The organism is Gordonia sp. NPDC003504 (assembly GCF_053587995.1).
Map to the genome: position 1 here is coordinate 259,736 of NZ_JBSFPC010000005.1, position 18,726 is coordinate 278,461.

16 protein-coding genes, 1 tRNA gene and 1 pseudogene are annotated in these 18,726 nt (G+C 66.4%); 8 read left to right on the forward strand and 10 right to left on the reverse strand.

The window, feature by feature from the left end:
• Positions 1–23: 23 nt before the first annotated feature.
• Together ACWDPV_RS12405 and ACWDPV_RS12410 are read left to right on the forward strand one after the other, a co-directional pair.
• A complete protein-coding gene (locus ACWDPV_RS12405; RefSeq protein WP_449743201.1) occupies positions 24–674 on the forward strand; it encodes an ImmA/IrrE family metallo-endopeptidase in 651 nt (216 codons plus the stop codon).
• A pseudogene (locus ACWDPV_RS12410) lies at positions 671–1,687 on the forward strand (recombinase family protein); the annotation flags it as partial. The gene ACWDPV_RS12405 and the pseudogene ACWDPV_RS12410, both read left to right, overlap by 4 nt.
• A 204-nt stretch (positions 1,688–1,891) precedes the next feature.
• Here the strand turns inward: ACWDPV_RS12410 and ACWDPV_RS12415 are convergent.
• From ACWDPV_RS12415 to ACWDPV_RS12425, 3 genes are all read right to left on the reverse strand, one after another.
• A complete protein-coding gene (locus ACWDPV_RS12415; protein ID WP_449743202.1) occupies positions 1,892–2,065 on the reverse strand; it encodes a hypothetical protein in 174 nt (57 codons plus the stop codon).
• A 400-nt stretch (positions 2,066–2,465) separates the two neighbouring features.
• Positions 2,466–2,542: transfer RNA gene (locus ACWDPV_RS12420), tRNA-Met, on the reverse strand.
• Between the two features lie 110 nt (positions 2,543–2,652).
• Entirely contained in the window at positions 2,653–5,652 is a 3,000-nt protein-coding gene (locus tag ACWDPV_RS12425) for a UPF0182 family protein (protein ID WP_449743282.1), read from the reverse strand.
• 237 nt (positions 5,653–5,889) lie between these two features.
• Between ACWDPV_RS12425 and ACWDPV_RS12430 the strand changes: the two genes are divergently transcribed.
• The gene (locus ACWDPV_RS12430) at positions 5,890–6,405 is read left to right on the forward strand and encodes a PPA1309 family protein (protein WP_449743203.1); all 516 of its coding nucleotides are present in this window, start codon (positions 5,890–5,892) and stop codon (positions 6,403–6,405) included.
• Between the two features lie 45 nt (positions 6,406–6,450).
• On the opposite strand, the gene ACWDPV_RS12435 is transcribed toward ACWDPV_RS12430, so the two are convergent.
• Positions 6,451–7,500 carry a YlbL family protein gene (locus tag ACWDPV_RS12435; protein ID WP_449743204.1) on the reverse strand — a complete coding sequence of 350 codons (1,050 nt, stop codon included), beginning with the start codon at positions 7,498–7,500 and terminating at the stop codon, positions 6,451–6,453.
• A 129-nt stretch (positions 7,501–7,629) separates the two neighbouring features.
• On the opposite strand from ACWDPV_RS12435, the gene ACWDPV_RS12440 reads away from it, so the two are divergent.
• The 3 genes from ACWDPV_RS12440 (at position 7,630) to ACWDPV_RS12450 (ending at position 11,475) form a co-directional block, all read left to right on the forward strand.
• A complete protein-coding gene (locus tag ACWDPV_RS12440; protein ID WP_449743205.1) occupies positions 7,630–9,105 on the forward strand; it encodes a zinc-dependent metalloprotease in 1,476 nt (491 codons plus the stop codon).
• Between the two features lie 82 nt (positions 9,106–9,187).
• Positions 9,188–10,144, forward strand: a complete 957-nt coding sequence (locus ACWDPV_RS12445; RefSeq protein ID WP_449743206.1) for a TOMM precursor leader peptide-binding protein — start codon at positions 9,188–9,190, stop codon at positions 10,142–10,144.
• A gap of 17 nt (positions 10,145–10,161) precedes the next feature.
• Entirely contained in the window at positions 10,162–11,475 is a 1,314-nt protein-coding gene (locus ACWDPV_RS12450) for an ABC1 kinase family protein (RefSeq protein ID WP_449743207.1), read from the forward strand.
• On the opposite strand, the gene ACWDPV_RS12455 is transcribed toward ACWDPV_RS12450, so the two are convergent.
• Positions 11,433–12,257, reverse strand: coding sequence for an AraC family transcriptional regulator (locus ACWDPV_RS12455; protein ID WP_449743208.1), 825 nt, complete (start codon positions 12,255–12,257; stop codon positions 11,433–11,435). The genes ACWDPV_RS12450 and ACWDPV_RS12455 overlap by 43 nt on opposite strands.
• A 53-nt stretch (positions 12,258–12,310) precedes the next feature.
• Between ACWDPV_RS12455 and ACWDPV_RS12460 the strand changes: the two genes are divergently transcribed.
• The gene (locus tag ACWDPV_RS12460; RefSeq protein ID WP_449743209.1) at positions 12,311–12,685 is read left to right on the forward strand and encodes a VOC family protein; all 375 of its coding nucleotides are present in this window, start codon (positions 12,311–12,313) and stop codon (positions 12,683–12,685) included.
• The gene (locus tag ACWDPV_RS12465) at positions 12,682–13,245 is read left to right on the forward strand and encodes a class I SAM-dependent methyltransferase (RefSeq protein WP_449743210.1); all 564 of its coding nucleotides are present in this window, start codon (positions 12,682–12,684) and stop codon (positions 13,243–13,245) included. The genes ACWDPV_RS12460 and ACWDPV_RS12465 overlap by 4 nt, the downstream gene beginning before the upstream one ends.
• Before the next feature lie 72 nt (positions 13,246–13,317).
• On the opposite strand, the gene ACWDPV_RS12470 is transcribed toward ACWDPV_RS12465, so the two are convergent.
• The 5 genes from ACWDPV_RS12470 to ACWDPV_RS12490 form a co-directional block, all read right to left on the reverse strand.
• The gene (locus ACWDPV_RS12470; RefSeq protein WP_449743211.1) at positions 13,318–13,629 is read right to left on the reverse strand and encodes a WhiB family transcriptional regulator; all 312 of its coding nucleotides are present in this window, start codon (positions 13,627–13,629) and stop codon (positions 13,318–13,320) included.
• Positions 13,630–14,144: 515 nt separating this feature from the next.
• Entirely contained in the window at positions 14,145–16,271 is a 2,127-nt protein-coding gene (locus tag ACWDPV_RS12475; RefSeq protein ID WP_449743212.1) for a UvrD-helicase domain-containing protein, read from the reverse strand.
• Between the two features lie 83 nt (positions 16,272–16,354).
• The gene (locus tag ACWDPV_RS12480; protein ID WP_449743213.1) at positions 16,355–16,621 is read right to left on the reverse strand and encodes a mycoredoxin; all 267 of its coding nucleotides are present in this window, start codon (positions 16,619–16,621) and stop codon (positions 16,355–16,357) included.
• 61 nt (positions 16,622–16,682) lie between these two features.
• Positions 16,683–17,612: an NAD(+) diphosphatase gene (nudC, locus tag ACWDPV_RS12485; protein ID WP_449743214.1), complete on the reverse strand. Its 930-nt coding sequence runs from the start codon at positions 17,610–17,612 to the stop codon at positions 16,683–16,685.
• A gap of 1 nt (position 17,613) precedes the next feature.
• Positions 17,614–18,690, reverse strand: a complete 1,077-nt coding sequence (locus ACWDPV_RS12490) for a potassium channel family protein (RefSeq protein ID WP_449743215.1) — start codon at positions 18,688–18,690, stop codon at positions 17,614–17,616.
• Positions 18,691–18,726 lie beyond the last annotated feature (36 nt).

The following is an 18,726-nucleotide window of genomic DNA, read 5'->3' on the forward strand; positions in this document are numbered from 1 at the left end:
CCCACTATGAAAGGAGGCTCACCATGACACATACTTACAAACCATCAGTACTGACGAGCCTCCGGGCTGTCATCCCGCAGCGCGAGGCGAGCTTCCTCGAAGCACTGCGGACCGCCGAGATCCAGGCTGCCAAGCTCGCCGATCTGATCGCTGACGAACGTGGCATCCTCGAGCAACACATCACCGGTCTGCCCCGCATCGTCGTCATCCGCGAGCGCATCCCGGTCTCCGGAATGAGCTACTGGAACGGTCAGCAGTGGGTGATCGTGCTCTCCGCAAGAGAACCCACCGTTCGCCAACGCTTCACGCTCTTGCACGAGTTCAAGCACATCATCGACCACGGCCATACAGCTCAGCTCTACCGCGCCACCCACAAGATGACCGCGGCCGAGCAGGCCGAGGCCGCTGCCGACTACTTCGCTGGGTGTGCCCTTGTCTCCAAGCGGTCACTCAAAGCGGCCTGGGGCAACGGCATCCAGCGTGTCGCCGACCTGGCATCCCACTTCGGCGTCAGCGAACCAGCCATTCGCGTCCGTCTCGCACAAACTGGGCTCGACAAGACCGACGATGCACCTCTTGCAAGCCGCTGCGCCCGACCTATCCGCACCAACCGCTACGAGCGCCAGAAGTTCATCCGCGCACCCCGCGCAACACGGAAACGGAGCTACGCATGACCGCCGCACCCTCGCTCGGAATCAAGCCACTGGCGGTGCAGTACCTCCGCGTCAGCACGAAAGATCAAGCCGAGCGAGGCGGTGAGGCCGAGGGCTTCTCGATTCCTGCCCAGCGCGAGGCCTGCCTCCGCAAGGCGCAGTCACTGGACGCGGTGACGGTCGCAGAGTTCGTCGATGCCGGTGAGAGTGCCCGTTCAGCCAATCGCCCGGAGCTGAAGAAGATGCTCGACTACGTCAAGGCACACAAGATCCAGTACGTCATCGTGCACAAGGTTGACCGCCTGGCCCGCAATCGCGTCGACGACGTCGAGATCAATTTGCAGCTCACCTCTGTCGGCGCCCAGCTCGTCTCCTGCTCGGAGAATATCGACGAGACGCCGAGCGGGATGCTGCTCCACGGCATCATGAGTTCAATCGCCGAGTTCTACAGCCGCAACCTTGCCACCGAATCCCGGAAAGGCATGCTCCAAAAAGCAAAGGGTGGCGGCACTCCAGGCATGGCACCGTTCGGCTACCTCAACAGCCGCAGCCGCACCGACGACGGCCGAGAAGTGAAGACCGTCGTCATCGACCCCGAGCGCGGCCAGTGGGTCACCTGGATGTTCGAACGCTACGCCACCGGCGAGTGGACAGCCGGGATGATCAAAGACGAGTTCGACAAGCGCGGTGTGACCACCGTGACCCGGCCCAATCGCCCCAGCCGGCCGATCGCGCACTCGCACATCACGTCGATGCTCAAGAACCGCTACTACACGGGTGCGGTCAGGTTCGAAGGTGTCGAGTACCCCGGCAGCCACCCAGCCCTCGTCAGCGAAGCGCTCTTCGCTGAGGTCCAGCGGGTCCGCCAGGCCCGCCACCAGAGCCGCGAGAAGCCGCGCGTGCACAATCACTATTTGAAGGGCTCGGTCTACTGCGGGCAATGCGGCGAACCCCTCACATTCGAGAAGACCCGCAATCGGGTGGGCACCGTCTACGACTACTTCTACTGCCTCGGACGCCAACGACTCAAGAACGGCTGCACCTTTCGCGCCATCCAAGCGCCGCACCTCGAAGACCTCGTGACTGCTCACTGGCAGACCGTTACGCTCAGCCCGAAACAGACCACCGCGATCCGAGGGCTCGTCCTCGACCACATGCGCGTTCTGCTCCCCGATGCCGCACAGAATCGACAGGTAGCGTCCGAACGGCTCCAGCAGCTCGAACAGGAGAGCCGCAAGCTACTTGAAGCGTTCTATGCCGACGCAATCGGCACACCCGAACTCCGCACCGAACAGGCACGCATCGCAGCCGAGCGCGCGAAGGCAGAGGAGAAACTCGGCGAGTTCGATCTCCAGGAATCCCACCTCACCGCCAAACTCGAAGGCTGCCTGGAGCTTCTCGGCAATGCCCACGAGCACTACTTGTCAGCCGACACAAAGTCGCGCCGCGACCTCAACCAGAGCATCTTCACGCGCCTCTACGTCCACGATGACGACATCGTCGCCAGCGACCTGACCCCGGCATACCAACTGCTCATGAACGACGATCTGGCCGCGACTCTGGCCGCCGAACGGAAGCGAGAGCAGAACAACGTCGTTAGAACTAGTGACCTCATCGGCACGACAGAGGTCACCGAGAAGCGCGACAGAGGTGGATCGGCGACCGGACGGGACCTACCGACCCGTGCCCGTAGAACCGCCCCACACGCGCGCATCCCCGGGTTCCTGACCGTCGAACGCCCCAGAGGTGCCATGCCGTGGGAAAAAGAAAGAACCACGGCCCCTGAGGACCGTGGTTCTAACATTATTTCTTTGGTAGCGGGGACAGGATTTGAACCTGCGACCTCTGGGTTATGAGCCCAGCGAGCTACCGAGCTGCTCCACCCCGCGTTGGTGAATACCACGTTACATGGTGGTTCCCAGCGGATGCAAATCGCCTCCCGTATCGGCCCTGAACTGGGCAAACACGTGTGAGCGCAACCACATTCGGGGCCTTCATGTCAGTTGCCGCCACCCAGATTCTCGTAGGTCTGGACGGCCTGATTGAGCTGATCGAGTGCCTGCCCGTACGCCGTGAAGTCGCCGTTGCTCTGCGCATCCCTGAGCTTCGCCAGCGCATCTCCGATCGCCTTCACCGCGGCGTCGCGTTGCGCCGTGTCACCGGTCGTCGGTGTCGGGGTGGTGGGTGTGGTCGGCGTCGTCGGTTCCGGTTCGGTGGTGCCGGTGGTCGGCTCCCCGCCCAGCGGCGACGTCACATCCTCCGGGCTGATGCCCACCTGCTGCAGGGCCTGCGCCACGGTGGCCGCATACCCGACCTTCGGCTGCGCGGCCGCGGCGTTGTAGTAGACGAGAACGCGATGCAGTTTCGGCACGCCGCCGCCCGAGTCGACCTCGGTGTACATCGGCTGGACGTACAAGATGCCGCCACCGCCGACCGGGAGGGTCAGCAGATTGCCGTAGGTCACCTTGGTGGTGCCCTCCAACTGTTTTCGGTCCGAGGCCACGGCACCGGCCGACTTCATGTTGTCCTGCGCCTGGATCGGTCCGACACCCGATTGCCGATCGGCGGGCAGCACCTTCACCGTGATCTGCCCATAGGTCCCGGGGTCGGACGAAACAGTCATATACGAGGCCAGGTTTCGTTCCCGGAATCCGGTGAACACTGTCGTCAACTGGAACTGTGAACCGGACCCGGAACCGCCACGGGGTTCGCGTGCGGTGAAGTAATACGGCGGCTGGTTCAGCTGACGATTCGCATTGTCCTCATTGCTCGGGTCCGGCGGCACCGACCAGAAGTTGTTGTTCTGGAAGAAGGCCGTCGGATCGGTCACGTGATACTTCGCGAGAAGTTCGCGCTGGATCTTGAAGAGATCTTCCGGATAACGAACATGCGCCGCCAGATCGGCTTTCTTGTCGAATTCCGAGCGGGGTTCGACCGTGCCCGGGAACACCTTCATCCAGGTCTTGAGGACCGGATCGGTGTCGTCGAACTGATACAGCGTCACCTTGCCGGTGTAGGCGTCGACGGTGGCCTTCACGGAATTACGGACATAGGACACCTGCTCGTTGGCCTGCGTGCGCTGGGCCTGATTGTTGATCAGGTCCTGGGCGTCGGTGGTGACCTCCTGCAGCGACGTCGACTGCGAGTAGGGGTAATTGTCCAGGGTCGTGTAGCCGTCGACGATCCACTTGATCGACCCGTCGGCCATCACCGCGGGGTAGGTCTTGGAATCGACCGTCAGCCACGGCGCGACCTGCTTGACCCGGTCCCGCGGGTCGCGGTTGTAGAGGATCCGTGAATTGCTGTTGATGGCATCCGACAGCAGGAAGTTGCGTTCGGTGTACTTGACCGCATACATCGCGCGCACGAACCAATTACTCAGGGAGACACCGGAATCGGCGGTGTAGCTGTAGGTGCGGCCGTCCTCGTCGTACTCTCGGTCGCCGCCGGAGGTACCGACGATGGCGTAATCGGGAGTCACATTGGCGATGAGTTCACCGAAGTAGATGCGCGGCTGGCTGACCTTGATCGGCGCCGTCTCCTGATACTGGGGATCGCGGATGCTCTGCAGGTCGCTCACGTAGAAGACCGGGAGTCCGCCGCGGTCACTGGCGCCGGCCGACGTGTCGTCGGAGGCCTCGTCGACCTGATTGGCCGGTGCCGCGACGAACCCGTTGCCGTGGGTGTAGACGGTGTGCTTGTTGAGCCAGTTCTGCTGCTGGTCACCGTATTTGGTGGGGTCGAGTTCACGGACCGCGACGATGAAGTCGCGCTGCTGTCCGTCGACGGTGTAGCGGTCGATGGCCAACTGGGACGGGAACCCGTAGAAGTTCTTGAGGAACTGACGCTGATTGAACGTCGGCGCGATCACGTTCGGGTCGAGGATGCGGATGTTGGACAACGTCGGCTCGTCGGTGTTGACGGCTTCCGCACTCGGCGGCGTCGCACCCCAATTCTCCTGGTAATCCACGTTTTTGTCGGGTTCGATACCGTACGCGGCCGTCGTCGCCGCGATGTTGCGGCTGATGTACTCGGCTTCCTTCTGTGCGGCGTTCGGCTTGACCGAGAACTGTTCCATGGTCAGCGGCCAGCCCACCCCCATCAGCAGCGCCGCCAGCAACATCAGCACCGTCGCGATCGCCGGAATACGCAGATCCTTGAGCACCACACCCGCGAAGAACGCCAACGCACAGATGATCGCGATGGCCATCAGGATCAGCTTGGACGGCAGGACGGCATTGATGTCGGTGTAGCTCGCACCGGAGAAGATGTCCTGCTTGCGATCGCTGGAGAGCAGCTGATACCGGTCGAACCAGTACGACACCGCCTTGAGCAACAGGAAGGTGCCGGCCAGCGCCGCGAGTTGGATGCGCGCCGGATTGGTCAGCGACCCACTGCCGCCGCCGAGACGGATACCACCGAAGAGGTAGTGGGTGATCAGGTTCGCGAAGAACGCGATGACGATGATGACGAACAGGAAGTTGAGGATGAACCGGATGAACGGCAACTCGAACGCGTAGAAACTGATGTCGAGTCCGAACTGCGGGTCGGTGACGCCGAAGTCGGTGCTGTGCAGGAACGTCTGCACCGTGACCCACGACCCCTGCGCCACCAGTCCGGCCAGCACGCCGATCAGCACCGGCGGGATGATGGCGAACCAGCGGACGCGGCCCATCACCACGGCGCGATATCGCGCCAGCGGGTCACTCGGACCCGACGTCGGGACGAACACCGGTCGCGACCGATAGGCCATCGCGATGGCGCCGAAGATGAGCAGCCCCACGACGACCGCGGTGATCAGGAACAGCAGCACCCGTGTCCAGAGGATGGTCGAGTACACATTCGAATAGCCGAGGTCGGAGAACCACAACCAGTCCGTGGCGATGCCGACGATGCGCGGCCCCACCAACAGAATGATCAGCAGCGCCACCGCGATGCCGATGGCGATCTTGCTCCTGCGCGACAGTGTCGGCAGTCCTGCCGGCCCGCGTACGCCCACCTGATCCACTCTCCAAATATTCTCAATACGGACACACGTCAACCGGCTGTGCCGAGTCCCTGCGATGTGGTTCCCCACTGTACTGGTGCCCGCCACGAGGACGCCCGGTCACCGTACCGGGCAGCTGTGACGCCGCTCATCGGAGGAAACGGCACGGACGCGGATCGAGTTCCCGGCGCGGCCCCGGCCACGACATCCGGCACACGACATCCGGGCGCACGGCATGATGGGTGCACCATGTCGCAGCCCCACCGCTTCTCCCCCGACGATCTCGGTCGCACCCTGCGCGATGCGCTGGGATTCCTGACGCCGCACCGATGGGGTCAGTCTCCGACGGTGTTCGCGCTGGTGCCCACCGAGGTACTGGCCGCGTTGCATCCCGAGGTCGTCGACGCCGATGACGATTCCGTGCTCAGTCCGATCGCCGAGGAACCCCTGGAGACCGCCGATCAGGACGACCCGTTCGCCGCGCTGGAGGAGTTCCTGTCGACGGCGTCGTGGCAGGAGCCGGTTGTCGGGGCGGCGGTCGTCGTCGACATCACGGTGCTGCCACCCGACGCCCGCGACGAGCTGGCACACGACCATCCCGATGCGCGTCGCGCCCGGCTCGCGGTCGGCGCACTGCGCGGCGGACCGACGCTGGCGCTGCTCGAACTCGAACCCGACGACGCCGATCAGGTACGCGAACTACGGACCCACCCCGACCTCGCCACGGACCTCCGAGCGGCGCTCGCCGCGGCGCTGGAGGACTGAGCGACCGGGAGGATCAAGCGGTCGGGCCGGACTGCCCGGTACCGCTCAGCAGTGCGGCGCCGACCCGCCGGCACCGATCGTGTCGAGGGCGTCGACGGCCGAGGTCAGGGAACTCACCTTGATCAGTTCGAGACCGTCCGGGGCGTCGGACTTCGCCTCGGTGCAGTTCTCGTCGGGCACCAGGAACACCGACGCACCGGCGTCACGTGCGGCACGCGTCTTGTGTGTGATGCCGCCGATCGGACCGACGTCGCCGTCGTCGTCGATGGTGCCGGTGCCGGCGATGAACTTGCCGTGGGTCAGCGAATCGCCGCCGAGCTTATCGATCACCGACAGGCTCAGCATGAGTCCCGCCGACGGCCCGCCGATCTCGCCGACGTTGTAGGTGATGCGCAGTCCGGGGTCGGCGCTGCGCACCTCGGGGGTGACGCCGATGTAGGCGACGTCGGCCTCGCCGGGACGCGCGGCGGCGGTGACGGTCACGGTGGACTCGGTGCCGTCGCGGCGGATCCGGAACGGGATCTGCTCACCCGGCTTGTGCGTGCGCACCGCCTTCTGCAGGTCCTCGGTGGTCGCCACCGCGGTTCCGTCGACCGAGATGATGACGTCGTTGGCCTTGAGCACCTTCGCCGACGGGCCATCCGGCGCCACCACCGCGACCGCCAGTGCGGTCGGCTTGTTCAGATACCGCAGGGCCGCGGCCGTCGCACTGCCCTCCGAGTCGGTCATCTGCTGGGTGTTCTGCTGCTGGGTCTCCTCGGTCGTCTGACTCGGCGGGAACACCGTCTCGCGTGGCTGCACCGAATAGGTCCCCGACAACCACATCCCGAGCGCACCGAACAACGACAGCCCGTCGCTCACCGAGACGGTGGTCAGATTCAGATGTCCGTCGGTCGGATGGGTTCGCGCTCCGGCGATCTCGACGACCGGCACCTCTCGGTTGTCGAGATCGATGGTGCCCAGCGTGTTGACTGTCGGGCCCGGTCCGAGCGCGACGAACGGCACCTGGACGGTGGTGCCGACCACGATAAACACCAGCATCACGAGAGCGGTGACGGCCACGGTGAAGGTGCGGCGCGAGGAGAGCCCTGTCATTCCGACCACCCTAGGGCACACCACACGAGGTCCGAGGCGCACGGCCCACAACACCGACCTGCGCGAACTACGCTCAAGGCGAAACCGCTCCAGGGCCACACCCGGCGATGGTGGCGGTACCGTGGACTCATGAGTGATTTGCCCTTCGGATTCTCGTCCGCCTCCGATGATGACGGCGGCAAGGACAAGAACCCCGACCGTAGCGGCGATTCGGGCGCCGGCGCGTCGGGCGGTGCGCAGAATCCCTTCGGATTCGCCATGGGCGGAGAGGGTTTCGATCCGTCCGCCGGCCTCGATCCCGCCGCGCTCGGCCAGATGTTCAGCCAGCTGGGCAGCATGCTCAGCGGGATGGGGACGTCGATGACCGGCCCGTCCGCCGGTGGCCCGGTCAATTACGAACTCGCCGCGAAGCTCGCGCGTCAGCAGATCGGGAATTTCACCCCGGTCCTCGACAAGGAGACGAAGGCGGTGGCCGACGCGGTGCGCCTGGCCGACGTCTGGCTCGACGACGTCACCACGCTGCCCGGCGGCGTCAGCAAGGCCGTCGCCTGGACGCCGGTGCAATGGCTGGACGAGACGCTGCCCACCTGGAAGGGACTGTGCAATCCGGTGGCCGCACAGATCTCGCGGACCTGGGAGCAGAACCTGCCACCGGAGGCCGCCCAGTTCGCCGGCCCGATGATGGGCATGATGACGCAGATGAGCGGCATGGCCTTCGGCACCCAACTCGGCCAGGGCCTCGGCCAGCTCGCCAAGGAGGTGCTGACCTCCACCGACATCGGCCTGCCGCTGGCCCCGGAGGGCACCGCGGTGCTCCTGCCCGAGGCCATCGCGTCCTTCGCCGACGGTCTGAACCTGCCCGCTCAGGAGATCATCGTCTTCCTCGCCGCACGGGAGGCGGCCCACCTGCGGCTGTTCACCCACGTGCCGTGGCTGCGTCAGCGGCTGCTGGCCACCGTCGAGGAGTACGCCCGTGGCATCAGCATCGACTTCTCCGGGATCACCGACGCCACCGCGGGTATCGATCCGACGCAGCTGTTGGCCGATCCGTCCAAGCTCGAGGAACTGATCAGTTCGTCGGCATCGTTCGAGCCCACCACCACACCCGAACAGAAGGCGGCCCTCGAACGCCTCGAAACCCTCCTCGCCCTCATCGAGGGCTGGGTCGAACACATTGTCACCGAAGCACTCTCGGACCGGATTCCGAGCACGGCCGCGCTGACCGAGACCATCCGTCGCCGCCGCGCCACCGGCGGCCCGGCAGAGCAGACCTTCGCAACGCTCGTCGGCTTGGAACTGCGTCCGCGCAAGTCGCGTGAGGCATCGGCGTTGTGGGCCTCGCTCAAGCAGGCCTCCGACATCCCGACTCGTGACAAGGTGTGGGAACACCCAGATCTGCTGCCCGACAGTGACGACCTCGACGCGCCGGCCGGCTTCATCGATCGCGTGATCGGCGGCGACACCTCCGAGATCGATTCGGCGATCGCCGAACTCGAGAAGTCCTTCGCCGCCGACGCGGAAGGCTCCGGCGACCCCAAGTCCGTCGGTGACACCGACGGTTCGGGCGAGGACACCGGCGACGGGGACGACACGCCTCAGCACTGATCCCGGCACCGCTGTTCGCACGCGCTGTGGATAACCCCGCTCGGCGCGGGTGATCGGGGCATCCGGATGGCACAGTGTCCCCATGACAGCGGATCCGCTTGCGACGGGACGACGCGCGGCACGCCTGCCGGTGCTCCGCGAGGGCGTCACGGTGCTGCTGCGCCCGGGCAACGAGGTGCACGTCGGCAGCGATCCGCACACTGCACTCATCCTCCGATTACCCCCGACGGTATCCGGCAGAAGTGTTGCGGCGGTGCTGGATTCGCTGCACGAGTCCCGCACCCCGGCCGAGGTGTTCTCCGATCTCGTCGATGCGGGACTGACCCGTGCGGAGTTCGCGGCGATCCTCGACCGGCTCGTGTCCGAGCAGAAGGCACACGCCGGAGCGCCGCGGCACCCGCGCCGTGCGCTGCGCATCCGGGTCCACGGGACGGGGGTGTTGACGCAGTTGCTGACAACCTCGCTCGCCGACGCGGGTTTCCCGACGGTGCGTACCGCGCGACGGCGCGTGCACCCCGACGCCACCCGCGTGCATCCCGACGACGCCCCCGAGACGCCGCCGACGGCGGTCACCGCCGCTGTCCCGAACCTGGTGATCCTGACCGATCATCTGGTGCACGAATCGTGGGTGACCGACGAATTGATGCGCTCCCGGACACCACACCTGCCGGTGCGTCTGCGCGACGGGACGGGCCTCATCGGTCCGCTCGTCCTGCCCGGGCTGTCGAGTTGCCTGGAGTGCGCCGACCGTCACCGCACCGACCGCGACGCCGCCTGGCCGGTCCTGGCCGCCCAACTGAACCGGGTGAGCGGGCATGCGTCGACGGCGATCGCCCGGGCCACCGCGGCCCTGGCGCACGACCAGATCGAGCAACTCGCGGCCGCGTCGTCGGCGGCCGACGCCGCTCCACCGCACCTGATCAACCGGATGATGCACCTGCACGGTGCTCCCCCGAGGATCGAATCGACGACGTGGTTGCCGCATCCGCTGTGTCGATGCACTAGCGGGACGATCACCGCCGGCGGTCCTCTATTCTGAGTGGGGGAAAGGACACTATGACCGACATCACGCGGGGGCAAGGTCGCCGCAACGCAAAGCTCGCCTCGTTGCCGATCGGTATGGCCGGTCGGGCGGCCGCCGGCCTCGGCAAGAGGATGGTCGGCAAGGACAAGGATGAGGTCAACCAGGAACTCCTGGAGCGCTCCGCCGAACAACTGTTCGCGGTGCTCGGTGAGCTCAAGGGCGGGGCCATGAAGGTGGGCCAGGCGATGTCCATCATGGAGGCCGCGGTCCCAGACGAGTTCGGCGAACCGTTCCGGGATGCCCTCACCAAGCTGCAGGCGGAGGCACCGCCGCTGTCGGCGTCGAAGGTGCACAAGGTTCTCGATCAGCAACTCGGCACCAAGTGGCGGCAGCGATTCCGCGACTTCTCCGACGAACCGGCCGCAGCAGCCAGCATCGGACAGGTGCACAAGGCGCTGTGGTCGGACGGCCGCGAGGTCGCCGTCAAGATCCAGTACCCGGGCGCCGACCACGCACTGAAGGCCGACCTGAAGACCCTGTCCCGGATGTCGGGATTGATGCAGAAGCTCTCCCCCGGCACCGACGTGAAGTCGATGATGGACGAGCTCATCGACCGCACCGAGGCCGAGCTGGATTATCTCGGTGAGGCCGACAACCAGCGCGCCTTCGCCAAGGCCTTCGCCGACGATCCGGACTTCGTCATCCCCAAGGTGGTGGCGAGCTCCCCCAAGGTCATCGTGTCGGAGTGGCTCGACGGCACACCCCTGTCCCGGATCATCACCAACGGGGACAAGGCCACCCGTGACCGGGCCGCCGCTCTGATGTCGACCTTCGAGGTCAGCTCACCGTTCCGCGCGGGTCTGCTGCACGGCGATCCCCATCCGGGCAACTTCTTCATCACCACCGACGGCCGGTTCGGGGCGCTGGACTTCGGTGCCGTCGGGCACTATCCGAACGGCCTGCCGCCGGAGACCGGACCGATCCTGCGGCTCGCGCGTGACAAAGAGTACGACGAGCTCAAGGAACACATGGTGGCGGCCGGGTTCATCCTCCGTTCCCAGGTGGACAAGGTCAGCGCCGCCGATCTGCAGGCCTACCTGCGTCCCTACGTCGATCCGCTCTACACCGAGTCCTTCCACTTCACCCGGAAGTGGCTGCAGCGGGCGGCCGGTCAGGCCACCGACGTGCGCGGTGAGGTGTACAAGACCTCACGGCATCTCAATGTGCCCAAGCAGTACGTGATGGTGTTCCGGGTCCTGGCCGGCTGTGTGGGTATCGCGGCGCAGCTCGACGCCGAGGCCCCTTACCGCTCGATCATGGAGGAGTGGGTTCCCCGCCTGGCGTGAGCACGGGTCAGATCTGCGGGACCGTCGTCGGCGATGTAGCGCCCGGGGGTCATCCCCAGCTCCCGGGTGAACGCGACGATGTATGCCGATGGCGTCGAGTATCCACCGGCGTGCGCGGCCTCGGTCACCGACCGGGTCTCGGTCAGTACCTCCAATGACGACAGCACTCGCGCGCGTCGCAACCACAGGCCGGCGCTGAGCCCGGTGTCACGGGCGATCAGTCTTTCCACGGTCCGCAACGATGCCGACGCCGATCGGGCCAGCTGCGCGACGGACACACCCGGATCGTGAAAAGCGTTGTCGATGAGTCGCTTTCCGAGGTCTCCGGACGGCAGCGGTAGCTGCAGACCGGTCGGCTCCGGCCGATCGATCTGATCGATCAGCACCGTCACGAGTGCCCGACCGACCGTATCGCGACGATCGAGCGGCGCCGCTGCGACTATGTGGTCGAGCAGTTCGCGCCCGAAGGACGACAGGTGGATGGCTCGCACGCGGGTCATGTCGGGGTACTGCCCCGGGCCCGGGTCTGGCCGGAAGTACAGCGCCCGCACCCGGACACCACGTTGATTGTCCATGACGGCATCGACAGAGGCGGGCACGCACACCGCTCGCCCGACCGGCACCGACCACCGGGAGTGCTCGGTGGCGACGGTCATGACACCACCTGCGGTGTAGAGGATCTGGTCCCACCCTGGTTCGATGACGACCTGCGCGCGACCGGCCGGGTGGGTCACCGCATATCCCCGCACCAGTACATCGCGATCGTGGCGGATTGACGACATAATTCGACAGAGTATCGAAGGTGTGACGGCTGATCGGCTGCGACACTGGGATCATGTCCGCCAACCTCGCCCACTTCTCCCTCAACGCCGACGACGTCGCGGGCTCTCGCCGCTTCTACGAGAGCGTCTTCGGGTGGTCGTTCACCGCATGGGGCCCGCCCGGCTTCTACGCGATCGACACCGGCGCCGACGGTATCGCCGGCGCCTTGCAGCAGCGTCGCAAACTCGGCGGGCGCACCGTCAACGGGGTCGAGGCCACCTTCGCGGTCGACGACGTGGATGAGATCGCGCGGCGGGTGCGTGCGTCCGGTGGCGACGTCGTTCTCGATCGGCACACCATTGCCGGGGTCGGCCACCTGATCTTTCTGGCCGATCCCGCCGGAAATGTGGTGGGGGCCGTGCACTACGACGCGAAGGCGGACACATGAACCGGGCACATCTGGACCTGTGCGCGAGCACCGAATGGGCTCAGGCAGTGCGGGAGTGGATCGTTCCCTGGACGATCGACGGTGTGTCGCTGGGTGAGCGGGTCGTCGAGTTCGGTCCCGGGCCGGGACGGACCACCGAGGTACTCGCCGAGGTGGTACCACACCTGGTCGCGGTCGAGATCGATGGCGATCTTGCGGCGGCCCTCGCCCGCCGATTCGCCGACCATCGCGGGATCGAGGTGATCTGCGCTGACGGTGCCGAAACCGGCTTGGCCGCCGGATGGTTCGACACCGTCGTGTGTATGACGATGCTGCATCACGTCCCCGGAGTCGACCGGCAGAACTTGCTGTTCGCCGAGGCCCGCAGAGTGGTCTCCCCGACCGGGGTGTTCATCGGGTCGGACTCGCTCGACGGCCCCGACTTTCGCGCTCTGCACACCGACGACGTCTGCGTGCCGGTGTCCCCCGACGACCTCGTCGGCCGACTGTGCGACGCCGGATCCGCCTCGGCGAGCGTGGAAACCAACGAATGGTCGGTGCGCTTCCGCGCATACCCGTGATCAGCATCGTCAGTTCTGACGAACAACACCGGCCGTCCCCGGGTCATCATGACCTCGGAAACAGCCGGTGTCTCATGCCGCATTCTTGCGCGGACGGCCGCGCGGACGCTTACGCGCCACCACGGTGCCGCGGTCGAAAATCTCGCCACCCCACACGCCCCACGGCTCGGCGCGCTCGAGCGCGGCCTGCAGGCAGACCTCGCGCAGCGGGCAGTCGACGCACAATGCCTTGGCACGCTCGAGGTCGCGGGGATCCTCGGCAAACCACAGATCGGCGTCGGTGACCTGGCAGGGCAGTTCGGGGGCACGGCCAACCGCGTCAGCGCCGAGGGCGGCGACACCGTCGGCCGGCATACAGGAGTCGAGGACGCATTCGGTCGTCATAACTGTTCTCCACCTCGTGATCGGTTTCATCGGATTGTTTGACCCGAGCCTCCGGCGGAGTCGCCCCGACGGTGATGTCAAGGCGGACAACAAAAAAGGCCACGGGTTCGCTTGATGCGATTCGCCCGTGGCCGAAAACCTGACGCTACTCTAGCGTCTCGATCTGCGGAAATGTACGGGGAACCGCGTGCTCGCTCGAGCTGCGATGGCCGCGGGTGCGGTCAGTGGCATCTCGACTGCCGGTACGGCGATGGCGCCGGTCGGTAGGGCGGCACGATGCGAGCAACGTGCATCGAGCCAGAAGCGGTCTCGATGCGCGTACGTGCTTGGCTGCGCAGAACACTTCTGTTCCGCAGCGTTGACGATGATTCCGTTCACTGATCCACTCCTTTCGGTCTCGATGATGACTGTTGCTGTCGCATCCGCTGGGATTCGGCCCGCCCGTTCGGCGCACACGACCACTCCCCGTGCTGATGTGCGTACCAGCCTAAGGGTGCCGCCACATTCCGCACAACCTATTTTTGACCTGCACTTTTGACGATCTCGATGACGTCGGCGCCGTACTTGTCGAGCTTGCTCGCCCCGATCCCCGGAATTGCCACCAGAGAATCGTCGTCGGTGGGCTGCTGCTCGGCGATGGCCAGCAGCGTCTTGTCGGAGAACACCACGAAGGCCGGCACATCGTTCTCCGCGGCCCGCCGCTTACGCCACTCCTTGAGGGCGACGAGCAGATCGTCGTCGAGATCGGAAGGGCATCCCTCGCAACGACCCAGCAGGGTGGCGGTCGAGTCGATCAGCCGGGAGCCGCAGACCCGGCAGGTCGGACCGCGGCGGGGTCTGCGTTCCGGCGCGATCCGCGAGGCGGGCGAATCGTCGGGGATCAGACCGGAGAGAAACCGCGAACGGCGGCGGGCCCGGCCGCCTTCGTTGCGGGCGGTCGCCCAGGACACCTGCAGATGTTCCCGGGCCCGGGTGACACCGACGTAGAACAGCCGACGCTCCTCCTCGACCGCCTCCGATGATCCCTTGATCGCCTGGCTGATCGGCAGCGACCCCTCGGTCAGCCCCACCAGGAACACCGCATCCCACTCCAGGCCCTTGGCCGCGTGCAACGACGACAACGTGACACCCTGCACCGTCGGTGGGTGCCGGGCCTGCGAACGGGTCTGCAATTCGGCGACCACGTTGCTCAACGTCAGATCCGGATTCTCGGCGACCATGTCGTCGGTGAGCTCGACCAGCGCCTTCAGCGACTGCCACCGCGCCTTGGCCTGCGCGCCGGTGGGTTCCTCGTCGGTGAGCCCGAGTTCGCCGAGTACCGCGCGCACCACGTCGGGCACGTCGACGCCGTCACGGACCCCGCGTTCGGCGGCCACCCCGAGCTGCCGCATCGCCTGCCGCACCTCGGTACGTGTGAAGAACGCCTCCCCACCGCGCACCTGATAGGCGATGCCCTGCTCGGTCAGCGCCTGCTCGTGATTCTCCGACTGCGCGTTGACGCGGTAGAGGATCGCGATCTCCGACGGCGAGACACCGTCGTTGATCAGCTTCTTGATGCGTCGCGCGACGGCGGCGGCCTCCGCCGGCTCGTCGTCGTAATCGACGAACCGCGGTTGCGGCCCCGCTGCCCGCTGTCCGATCAGTTCGAGACGGGTGCCCGCGATCCGGCCGTGCGCGGCGCCGATCACCCGGTTGGCCAGGCCCACCACCTGTGGCGTCGACCGGTAGTCCCGCACCAGCCGGACCATCGTCGCCTCCGGGAAACGGCGCGGGAAATCGAGGAGGTAGTCGGCCCGGGCGCCGGTGAAGGTGTAGATCGTCTGATTGGCGTCGCCGACGACGGTCAGATCGTCACGCTCCCCGAGCCACGCGTCGAGCAGGCCCTGCTGCACCGGGGTGACGTCCTGGTATTCGTCGACGACGAAACAGCGGTAACGCGAACGGAATTCCTCGGCCACACCCGGGTCGACGTCGATCATCTGCGTCATGTAGATCAGCAGGTCGTCGAAATCGAGGAGCCGGTCACCCTCGGGTGACACCTTCGAGTCCTCGTAGGCGGCATAGACCTTGGCGACCTGCTCGGGCGCGGCCGGCGTCTCGCGCTGCAACCGCGCGGCGGCGGCCACATACCCTTCCGGACCGATGACCGAGGCCTTGGCCCATTCGATCTCGCTGAGCAGATCACGCACCGTGTCCGTGGAGGTCCCCAGACCGGCCCGTCGGGCGGCACGTCCCATCAGCGGGAACTTATTGTCCAGCAACTCCCACCGGGCGTCGCCGAACACCCGGGGCCAGAAGTAGCGCAGTTGCCGCAGTGAGGCGGCGTGAAAGGTCTGCGCCGACACCGACGGGCCCGCCGCACCGATTCCCAAGGAGCGCAACCGGGTTCGCATCTCCCCCGCGGCGCGCGCGGTGAAGGTGACCGCCAGCACCTGCGAGGGATTGACCTGACCGGCGTCGATCAGATGGGCGATACGCCGGGTGATGGTGCGGGTCTTGCCGGTGCCTGCCCCGGCCAGCACACACACCGGACCCCGAGGCGCGAGCACCGCTTCGCGCTGCTCGGGATCGAGACCGTCGAGGATCCCGCCGGAGGACGGAGCTGAGGGCCCGGAAGCGGAGTCGGTGGAGCGTTGCGGCACGCCTCCACTATGTCAGCCGACACCGACACCGGCATCGGCCCATCCACACCCCACGCCCACCCCATGTCATCGCGGGAGGAGCGTCACGCCCCCAGCTTGGCCTTGACCTCGTTGACCGATGGGTTGGTGGCGGTGCTGCCGTCGGCGAACAGAACCGTGGGCACCACGTGATTGCCGCCGTTGACACTGCCGACGAACTCGGCGGCCTCCGGATGGGCCTCGATGTCGATCTCGGTCCACTCGATACCGGCACTGCGCAGACCGGTTTTGAGTCGGGCGCAGAAACCGCACCAGCTCGTGGTGTACATCGTCAGGGCAGCGTTGGACGTCGTGTCACTCATGGCACCCATAACACCACCCTCCGCCGAACTGTTCCGGACGGGGGACCGCCGGCACGAGTCCGCCGCCGGTTCAGACCTCGTGGCCGGCCCACGCTGTGATCAGCGACCGAGCGATCGAGATGGATCCGGGCAATAGCAGCCGGGGCCCGGAATCGTCGTCGGGCACCGGATCGCCCCGCATCCACTCGTCGCCGCGCGCGAGTGCCTCACGCACCTCGTCGCGGTGGAACCACACGGCGTCGCCGATCTCGCCGTCGAGGAACCGCAGCGGTTCGGCCGGATCGGCCAGTGCGCTGAAGCCCAGCATCAGCGACCGCGGGAACGGCCACGGCTGACTGCCCAGGTAGCGGGGCTCGGTGACGGTGAGCCCGACCTCCTCGTGCACCTCCCGGATCACGCACTGCTCCAACGATTCTCCCGGCTCGACGAAACCGGCGAGGGTCGAGTACCAGCGCTCCGGCCACACCGCCTGACGACCGAGCAGGATCTGATCGGCACCATCGTGCACGACGGTGATGATCGCCGGATCGGTGCGCGGGAACTCGTCGGCGCCGGTCTCGACGTGCCGACGCACCCAGCCACCCCGGGCCGGTCTGGTCACACCACCGTCGACCGGCGAAAAGCGGGCGGCGGCATGCCAATTCAGGATTCCGAGGGCGGTGGCCAGCAGGCCCGCCTCATCCGCCGACAGCCGGGCCGCACCGCGTCGCGGATCGGCGGTCCGCCCGTCGAGCGAGTCGACCCGCAGCGCCCACAGGTCGGTGTCGGTGTGCGCCAGGAACACCGCGTCCTCCGGTGGCGCGTCACCGAATTCGGCGGCGGGCCGCCACGCCAACCCGCGTTCGTCGGTCACCGGGTACCGGCCGTCCGGTCCGATCGGCAGGACCAGCGCCGCCGGCCATCCGGAGGCCATCCGCGCCGGATCGTCGCGGATCTCGTCGGCGCGGTCGAAGGTGCCACGCGACAGCAGCGGGGGTTGATCGAAGACGAACTCACCCATGTCAGTCGCCCGCACTCTTGCGGATGTAGAGCAGGCGGTCGCCCACCTCGATCTGTTCGACCTCGCTGTCGTCGACGCGGTGCAGGACCCCGTTGCGGACGACGCCGAGCACGATGTCGCGGGTATGTGCCGGGGAGCCACCGGTTTCGGTGGGGTCGACCTCACGTTCGGCGATCGCATACCCCGCGTCCGGTGTCAGCAGGTCCTCGATCACCTCTACCACAGACGGTGTCATGGTGGCGATGCCGAGCAGTCGGCCCGCCGTCTCCGAGGACACCACCACCGAGTTGGCGCCGGACTGACGCATCAAGTGGGTGTTCTCCGATTCCCGGATGGAGGCGACGATCTTGGCGCGCGGATTGATCTCCCGCGCGGTCAGGGTCGCCAGCACCGCCGTGTCGTCGCGGTTGGTGGCCACCACGATGCTCGCCGCGTGCGCCACGCCGGCGAGCCGCAGGATGTCGGACTTGGTGGCATCGCCGCGCACCGTCACCAGGCCGTCGGATTCCGCGGCCTCCAGAACGGTGGGATTGGCGTCGACGACGACGATGTCGGCCGGCTTGATGCCGTCGCCGATCATCGCGTCCACCGCGGTGCGTCCCTTGGTGCCATAACCGATGACGACGGTGTGATTGCGCAAGTTGTTCCTCCAGCGCTGGATCTTGAGGGCCTGACGGGAACGTTCGGTCAGCACTTCGAGCGTGGTACCGATCAACACGATCAGGAACAGCACGCGCAGCGGCGTGATGATGAGCAGGTTGATCAGGCGCGCCGACGGCGTGTACGGGGTGATATCACCGTAGCCGGTGGTCGACAGCGTGACCGCCGAGTAGTACATCGCGTCCAGAAACGACAGCGGATTCGGCTGCACATCACGGTAACCGTCACGATCGAGGTAGACCAGCACGGCCGTGAAGAACAGGGCGATGAGCGCGAAGACGACACGTTTGCCGATGGCACGGCCCGGGCTCTGCTGCAGTTCCGGGATGCGGACGACGCCGACGAGAGCGTAGTCGGGACCCTCGGAAAGGTCCTCCCCGGTGAATCGGCGACGCAGCCCCCGCGCCCGCGCTCTCATCGGCAGTACCTCCGGTGTGTCACACGAAGAGAATCT